This window comes from Chitinophaga sp. CF118 (assembly GCF_900112615.1).
Taxonomy (GTDB): Bacteria; Bacteroidota; Bacteroidia; order Chitinophagales; family Chitinophagaceae; genus Chitinophaga.
Genome location: NZ_FOMK01000001.1, coordinates 45,994 through 54,126 on the forward strand (window position 1 = coordinate 45,994; position 8,133 = coordinate 54,126).

Annotated in this window: 6 protein-coding genes; 3 read left to right on the forward strand and 3 right to left on the reverse strand. The window is 39.9% G+C overall.

Annotated elements, in window-relative coordinates; genetic code table 11:
• The first annotated feature begins 189 nt into the window (after positions 1 to 189).
• Positions 190 to 600 (forward strand): MauE/DoxX family redox-associated membrane protein, encoded by a 411-nt coding sequence (locus tag BM176_RS00165; protein ID WP_090098341.1) that lies wholly within the window; start codon positions 190 to 192, stop codon positions 598 to 600.
• 430 nt (positions 601 to 1,030) lie between these two features.
• On the opposite strand, the gene BM176_RS00170 is transcribed toward BM176_RS00165, so the two are convergent.
• Positions 1,031 to 1,522, reverse strand: coding sequence for an Lrp/AsnC family transcriptional regulator (locus BM176_RS00170; protein ID WP_090098343.1), 492 nt, complete (start codon positions 1,520 to 1,522; stop codon positions 1,031 to 1,033).
• A 152-nt stretch (positions 1,523 to 1,674) separates the two neighbouring features.
• Between BM176_RS00170 and ppsA the strand changes: the two genes are divergently transcribed.
• Together ppsA and BM176_RS00180 are read left to right on the forward strand one after the other, a co-directional pair.
• Entirely contained in the window at positions 1,675 to 4,131 is a 2,457-nt protein-coding gene (ppsA, locus tag BM176_RS00175) for a phosphoenolpyruvate synthase (protein WP_090098345.1), read from the forward strand.
• A gap of 108 nt (positions 4,132 to 4,239) precedes the next feature.
• Positions 4,240 to 4,677, forward strand: coding sequence for a DUF2147 domain-containing protein (locus BM176_RS00180; protein WP_090098347.1), 438 nt, complete (start codon positions 4,240 to 4,242; stop codon positions 4,675 to 4,677).
• Between the two features lie 193 nt (positions 4,678 to 4,870).
• On the opposite strand, the gene BM176_RS00185 is transcribed toward BM176_RS00180, so the two are convergent.
• Complete coding sequence (locus BM176_RS00185) at positions 4,871 to 6,487, reverse strand: MBL fold metallo-hydrolase (RefSeq protein ID WP_090098349.1); 1,617 nt, start codon at positions 6,485 to 6,487, stop codon at positions 4,871 to 4,873.
• A 35-nt stretch (positions 6,488 to 6,522) separates the two neighbouring features.
• Positions 6,523 to 8,121: a cyclic peptide export ABC transporter gene (locus BM176_RS00190; protein ID WP_090098351.1), complete on the reverse strand. Its 1,599-nt coding sequence runs from the start codon at positions 8,119 to 8,121 to the stop codon at positions 6,523 to 6,525.
• Positions 8,122 to 8,133: the final 12 nt, after the last annotated feature.

Consider the following 8,133-nt stretch of genomic DNA (forward strand, 5'->3'; position numbering starts at 1 on the left):
TTTATAAGGAAATTGACATTAAGAAGGGCTGAAAAAGATAAATCTATATAATCCTGTTATAACAAAATCTAACCTGCTAACTTTTGCTTATGTAAATGAATATGCAATGGATAGATGCTACAAGAAATAAAAAGGGAGATCCTATGATTCTTGCAAAAATATGTTAGTCGAAAAATTACCCGAATAAATATGATTGCGAATTTTTTCATCATCTTGATAAGCGTAATACTCATTTCCCTTTGGACCTATGCCACCTATTCTAAATTGAGCGATACCAGGAAGTTCAGGCAAAGTTTGATGCAGCAGGTATTCCCAAAATGGGTTGGTAGCATACTGTTTTGGGTATTACCTCTTGCCCAGTTAACCACGATCTGGCTATTGCTGTTTACAAAAACAAGGCTATTAGGAATGTATGCCTCCTTCTTGCTGATGTTTGCCTTTACACTGTATGTGGCAGGCGCAGTATACCAGGTGTATGACCGTTATCCATGCCCTTGCGGAGGTTTGTTCACCCGTATGGGCTGGTATAAACATCTCCAGGTAAATCTGTTGCTTACATTATTGGCTTTCGCAGGAATCCTTCTGATGGAATTCAGATAAAAAAAAGGAAGGGAAAGTAAAAACAATCCCCTCTACGGATAAACTAAAATCTACTACTAAGGAATAGATTGATATTAGGTGACAACCAAGAAATAATCACCTAATCCCCTGTTACGTAAAAATATCTTTCATAATCGAGTTGCTGTCAAATCATAGAAACAACTGAATGGATACTTAGGATGAAAGAGTATCAAAATAAATGTTGTAGTTCATCATAGATATTCAGTAGATCATTTGACTTACCCTGCTTATCAAAAATTGCTTCCCAGGTATTAAGAGGTTCCCAGATACAGGTACCTATCTCTTATGATCCGGCAGATTAAAAACCACCGCATTCAATACGAAACATGCAAAAAGAGAATATATCAGTTTTTTCATAAAATGGACCTTTTAATAATATAAGGTCAGTTTAACGGGGCCTATCCCCTACTTATTTTCCCGAAACTATCTGCGCTATTTTTAAACATAACGATGTTTCATGTTTTACTTCCGCTATAGCAAACAGACTCTGGATCTTACCAATATAGTCCATCTTTAATAATTTGTTCGAGCTGAACAATTCAAACTCCTGTATATCTGCCACCAGTATTTTTAAAAGATAATCGGAGCTTCCATTCACCCTGTAACATTCCAGCACTTCGGGGAAGGCCTTTATCTTCATCTCAAAATCTACCAGAACATCGTGCCGGTGCTCCTTTAAAGTAATAGTGGAATAAGCCATCAGGTGTTTTCCCAGCTTCGCTTTATCCAGAATGGCAACATAGCGCTGAATGTATCCTTCTGTTTCCAGTTTTCTGATCCTTTCAAAAACCGATGTTACAGATTTACCCAGCCCCGCAGCAATTTCTTTATTTGTAAGCCGGGCGTCATCCTGCAAAAGATCGAGGATACAGAGATCCGTTTTATCAGGTAAGAAACTCATGGTGTATAATTTCTTTTATTAAATGTACACAAAGCTTATTGATAAGAAAAAAAATCTGCTATCGCCCCTCTTTTCAGTTTTGTTTTCGGCGCAGCAATTTTCTGCAACAATTATGATGACCTTGCAACGACTCACCAAAACAAAATAGCTTTATGGATCCACGCATAATACTGCCCCTGCATGCATTAAATATTTCAGATATAGCGCTGGTGGGAGGTAAGTGTGCCTCTCTCGGAGAGATGATCAAAAACCTATCTGAAGCAGGTATCAGAATCCCATCAGGGTTTGCAGTTACCACTACAGCTTACTTCCAGTTCCTGCAGTTAAGTGGTCTTAAACAGCTCATAGAAGAGCAAATGGCCAGCGTTAACTTTAACGATCTCGTTACATTAAGGAGGGCCGGTTTAAAGATCAGACAAGCTATCAGTAATACAAAATTCCCTCATGAACTAAGCAAAGAGATTATATCTGCTTACGAAGCATTATCAAAAGAATACGATCAGGAGTATACCGATGTGGCCGTAAGATCATCTGCCACAGCAGAAGATTTACCCGATGCTTCATTTGCAGGCCAACAGGAAACCTTCCTGAATGTAAGAGGTCCTGCGGCGCTTATAGATGCCGTACGTAATTGCTTTGCCTCTCTGTTCACCGACCGCGCTATCAGTTACAGAGCCACCTTCGGATATGATCATTTTAATATAGGTCTTTCTGTATGCGTACAGAAAATGGTAAGATCCGATCTCGGTGTTTCCGGTGTAGCTTTCTCCCTGGATACAGAATCCGGATTTAAAGATGTAGTAGTCATTAACGGATCATATGGTCTGGGAGAAATGGTTGTACAGGGATCGGTATCACCGGATGAATTCATTGTATTCAAGCCTGCACTGTTAAAGGGTTATTCCGCTATCATTGAAAAGCGGATGGGGGTGAAGGATAAAATGATGGTATATGGTGAAAGCAGCGATCAGCGAACAAAAATAATTCCTATAGAAAAAACACATCAGAATAGTTTTTGTCTTGATGAAGGCAACATATTACTGCTTGCAAACTGGGTATGCAAAATAGAACAATACTACTCTACATTAAAAGAGAAATGGTGCCCGATGGACATCGAATGGGCGGTAGATGGATTAACAAATGAACTCTATATTGTACAGGCAAGACCTGAAACAATTCACTCCCAGAAAGATCATAAGTCCATTACCTCCTATACAATTGATTCTGCTGCTACAGCCGGAAAGAAATTGTTAAAAGGTATAGCTGTAGGCGATAAAATAGGTGCCGGTAAAGTGAATATTCTTTTCTCGCTCGACAAAAGAATTACTGAGGGCATAGTGTTTAAACCAGGTGATGTACTCGTAACAGATATGACTGACCCCGACTGGGAGCCTATCATGAAATTAGCGGCTGCCATCGTTACCAATAAAGGAGGAAGAACCTGTCATGCGGCTATCATTGCCCGCGAAATGGGTATCCCGGCTATTGTTGGTTGCGGTAATGCTACAGAACTCTTATCTGCTGGTCAGGAAATAACTGCCAGTTGTGCGGAAGGCGACGAAGGAATTATTTATGATGGCATTCTCCCCTTTACAGAAGATTTTATAAATCTGGACGAACTGCCCGCTATCAGAACTCCTCTCATGCTCAATGTAGCTTCTCCTTCACTGGCATTCCGTTTTTCTAATCTGCCTGCTAAAGGTGTTGGTCTGGCCAGGGAAGAGTTCATTATCAACAACTACATTAAAGTCCACCCGCTTGCGCTGCTGAATCACAAAACATTGCAGGATCCGGCATTAACAGCGGAAATAAATACACTGATAAAAGGATATAAAAATGAAGAAGATTTCTTCATCACCAAACTGGCATATGGCGTTTCTAAAATAGCAAGTGCATTTTATCCCAATAAGGTAATTGTGAGATTCTCCGACTTCAAAAGCAACGAGTACTATAACCTGCTGGGTGGTAAATACTTTGAACCGGTAGAAGAAAATCCAATGATTGGATGGAGAGGTGCTTCCCGTTATTATTCTGAAAAATATAAACCGGCATTCGCACTTGAATGTATGGCTATCAAAAAAGTACGGGAAGAAATGGGCTTGTCCAATGTAGTGGTGATGATTCCTTTTTGTCGTACCGTTCCTGAACTACTGCGCGTATTAGATGTGATGAAAGAATATGATCTGGAACGCGGTGTAAACGGACTGGAAGTATATCTCATGGCCGAAATTCCGTCCAACATTATTATGGCGGAAGAATTTGCTGATCATATAGATGGCTTCTCCATAGGTTCTAATGACCTTACCCAACTAACACTGGGACTGGATCGTGACTCATCACTCGTAGCTCCTCTTTATGACGAAAGAAATCCAGCTGTACTGAAAATGATCAATATGCTGATTACTGCTGCCAAAAAGAAAAATGTTAAAGTGGGTATTTGCGGTCAGGGACCATCCGACTACCCCGAATTAACAAGACTACTGGTAGCAGCCGGAATAGACTCCATTTCAGTTACACCGGATGCTATTATAAAAACAGTATACGCCATTCACGATGCAGAAGCAAATACCCGCTCTCACCAGCCCAGGGTAGTTACCGCTCCCATCTAACCTATATTACTTGTCCATTCTGGGGCTGTATTCTCAAAAGCAGAATACAGTCCTTTTTTATTATTTTCCTATCCAAAAAATATCATAATTTACTCTAAAATTACATCCATGAAGAGAATAGCTTTTATTCTGATTACCCTCCTGTTTACAACAGGCAAAATGTTTGCACAAAATACAACTGCGGATAAAGTTTTAGGCATCTGGCTGAATGAGGAAAAAGATGCAAAAGTAGAGATCTATAAAACAGGGAATAAATACTACGGGAAAATAATCTGGGGGAAAAATATCTTTGATGCTGAAGGTAAACCAACCCGGACCGACATTAAAAACCCTGATCCAAAACTGAAGAGCAGACCTCTGATCAATCTTGTAATACTTACAAATTTCACTTACGATGACGGGGAATGGGAAGGAGGAAAGATATATGATCCCAAAAGTGGAAAAACATATAGCTGTGTGATGAAATTTAAAGGCGAAATCCTGCAAATAAAGGGTTACATCGGCATTACCCTCTTTGGCAGAACTACCGTATGGACACGGGGCTGATTATTGCCAATACTATGACTAAAATATAATGTGCTGACAGAGCGCAATTGTTAATGATCAATAAATACACCTTATCTGCGTGATGCTTAGCTGAAGTAAAATAAAGATCTGATCTAAAATCTTATCTCAAGCTAAATTAAAAAACAGGCAGATACAGCGTATTTATTGATCATCAGCAATCTGGCAAATACTATTAAACCATTACCTCTACCGCTTTATCATACAATAACTCTTTCTCTCCAAATAAACGCTCCGCAATAATATCACGCTCTTTACAATATGCAATCAGTTTATTCGACTGGATAATAGGATTAGACTCATCCGTATATTTAATACTGCTGATGAACTCTACCCAGGGCTCCTGTCCCATTGCATACACATAAACCTCCTTAGGATTAAAGATATTGATCAGTGAGATTCCCTTTTCACTATCCGATCCCGACAAGCGACGGCTGTTATCCTGCTCCCTGGATAGTTTCTTGGTAAGCAACGGACCATACAGCCAGGAAAGCGGAGCGCCATCACATTCCATTCCCAGGAACATTACATCAGGATTACCAACTATCTTGTGAATCCTTTTGTATAAAGCAGATTCCACGATTCTTGAATCCGCCAGGAACACCAGTTTAAAATTACCGATCTGTACAAAATAACAAGCCTTTGTAAGGATGTTCATATCACTGTGCTCACCTGTGAAAGGAAGTCCTGTGATAGCCGCATCGGAAAACTTAACAGTTTCCATTTCATCGATAGCTGTTACATTATCAAACCCGATATTGTTAAACATCAGCTTCAGTCCCGGATCTTCCAGTTTACCACTATTCGTATGAGGAACAATAATATTCCTGATTTTATGACGCAGCGGCAGCAGCGTTTCAAACAATATATGATCCTGGTGATTGTGGGTGATTAACACGTAATCAATTACATCTGGAAGATCCCCATCAGAGAAGTGTGCCACCTCAGAATCATAACCGTAATAGCTGATCAGCGGATCTACCAGGATACTGATATCTTTTGTTTCCACCAGGATACAGGCATGCCCGAAATAACGCATCCTCACTTTATCACCCAAATATTTATTATAAACAGGAGGAGGAGTTTCTGTAAAGAACGTTTCAAATAACGGAGACTCACTATCAGATATTCCCAATAATCCCTTGATATATTCCAATGACCGTGGAGTACGTTTCATCCTGGCCAGTTCATCAATTCCCGGATGATCAAATGGAATCTGCAGATGTAAAACATCCGGCTCATTCAGTCGGGGTGTACTTAAACAAAAAGGACGATGATCATTATTCGTAATCCAGAGCGCAATACTTTGCGATTGCTTATTATACAATTCACTTTCATACAATAAAGGTTCAAAAAATCTGAATCCCGGATTGTTATGACGGTCATAATATAACTCCACAAAACCTTTCAATGGTTCAGGTACTTTCGCATACAATGATTCCAGTGAAAATCCTTTCCCTTCGTCCTGTAACAATTTATCCAGTTCCTTAATAGCTTTTGAAAACTTAATCAGCGGTTGCTGATTCGCCAACGTTTCATCCTGCACTGCTTTTACTTCGTTCACTCTCTGTACCGGAATATCCATAAAAGGTCCGCCTCGCAATTTCGGATTCAATACAGCCTCAGCATGCAATTGTGGCGCCATGAGATAAGACTCCATAATAGTCATATGCCTGCCCGTGATATTCATAGCCGCAGTAGCCGGAGAGATAAGGTGACTCCATGCATACCAGCGGTCCACAAGAGGCTCCATTACTAAATTGGGTTTCAGATACAATAGCTTTCCATTCATAATAAATTCTTTTATGGTCTCAACTTAATTAATGATTATTTTTCTTTTATTAGTGCGCCGGATTCCATCCTGTATAATGAATCTGCCCTTTCATAATACTTGTCATCATGTGTGATGGCAAGAATAGTAAACCCTTCCTCTTTTAATATTGGAATGATCTTCAGATAAAATTTAGCCCTGAAAGCAGGATCCTGATCTGCTGCCCATTCATCCAGTAACAACACCGGCCGGTTCTCCAGTAATATTGCAATAAAGGCCAAACGTTTTCTTTGTCCGGTAGAGAGTTTCAGTGAAGAGAACCGGTCTGTTTCGATAGATATTTTATCTTCCAGTTCAAATAACTTCAAATAACGGTTTGCCCGTTCCTTGTCAATTACACCAATACCATATAAGCGGTCAAACAGGTGAAAGTCGGAAAATACAGGAGCAAATAAAGTATTGGGAATTTCACCTGAAACAATCTCTTCACCATTCAAAAAGAGCTTTCCTTCCTGTGCCTGCAACAATCCCAACACTATATGCAACAAAGTCGTTTTACCACTACCGTTACCACCATAGATAAAAACAACTTCCCCTTTCTTCAATTCAAAATCTATTGGTCCCAGCGAAAAACCTGTTTCTGAAACGCGGTATTCAAAACGAACCGACTGATACTCCAAATGCTGCAATGGCGGTAATACCTGTTCTGTTACTGGTTTTTCATTCTCTTCAAATGAACGTAGTAAATCATCCAAACGCACTGCCGCAATATTACCGGCTCCTAAATCAGGCATTAAACCTGCAATGGACTCTAATGGCCCTACCAGGTAGAGTGTTACGATAATACAACTCATTAGTACAGGAGCCGGGATATTCAACCATGTACCTCCCAGGAAGAGTAAGCTTATCAATGCCACATAAAATAAAAACTGGCTGATGAGATTATTATTATAATAACCTGTAAATCCCTTGCTGGCATTTTCATAATTGCGCAGGGATTCCTCCTGTAAAGGCCCTTCTACCAATGCATCACCTTTAGCAGGATTAATTTTTATTTCCCGGAAACCATCAATCACCTGCCGGATATGATGAAACAATACATCTTCACTTTCCCTTGCATTTTGCAGATATTTAAGATTGGTACGGGAGCCCAGCATAAAAATACCTACACCGGAAAAAGCAACCAGCGCTATAAAAATCAGTACAATAAAAGAGAGATAAGCCAGATAGATCAGGCAACCGATCACTGTTACAATAGCTGTTACCAGTACAATAGATGATAGCGCGGCGTGCGAAACGGCCAGCACATCTTTTGTAACGGCCACATACAATAATTCCTGCTTTTCTTTCATGTCATGATAACCAGATCGCAATCCCGAACGTATCAATTGCATGCGAATGTCATGTACAATCTGCTGGGAAAAACGAATGGTAATACCTGACAATACTCTGTTAAGTACCAGGTATATCAACAATAAACCCAGGGCGGAAAGAAGGAAAGCAAGATTTGCTTTCTCTCCTTCCATTAACCCGTTCAGTGTTTTATTAATCATCACCAGGAGCCAGACATGAATACCTCCGGCACTGAGTCCCAGTAAAACAAGCATAATAAAAATCCTCACTCTTCTTTTAAACACAAGCGCTAATAACTGCATATTGTTTCAATA

What these genes read in the sequence shown, in the direction of transcription:
- BM176_RS00165 (WP_090098341.1), top strand. Translation starts at nt 190, where the DNA reads ATGATTGCGAATTTTTTCATCATCTTGATAAGCGTAATACTCATTTCC.
- BM176_RS00185 (WP_090098349.1), bottom strand. Translation starts at nt 6,487, where the DNA reads ATGAATGGAAAGCTATTGTATCTGAAACCCAATTTAGTAATGGAGCCT.
- BM176_RS00170 (WP_090098343.1), bottom strand. Translation starts at nt 1,522, where the DNA reads ATGAGTTTCTTACCTGATAAAACGGATCTCTGTATCCTCGATCTTTTG.
- ppsA (WP_090098345.1), top strand. Translation starts at nt 1,675, where the DNA reads ATGGATCCACGCATAATACTGCCCCTGCATGCATTAAATATTTCAGAT.
- BM176_RS00180 (WP_090098347.1), top strand. Translation starts at nt 4,240, where the DNA reads ATGAAGAGAATAGCTTTTATTCTGATTACCCTCCTGTTTACAACAGGC.
- BM176_RS00190 (WP_090098351.1), bottom strand. Translation starts at nt 8,121, where the DNA reads ATGCAGTTATTAGCGCTTGTGTTTAAAAGAAGAGTGAGGATTTTTATT.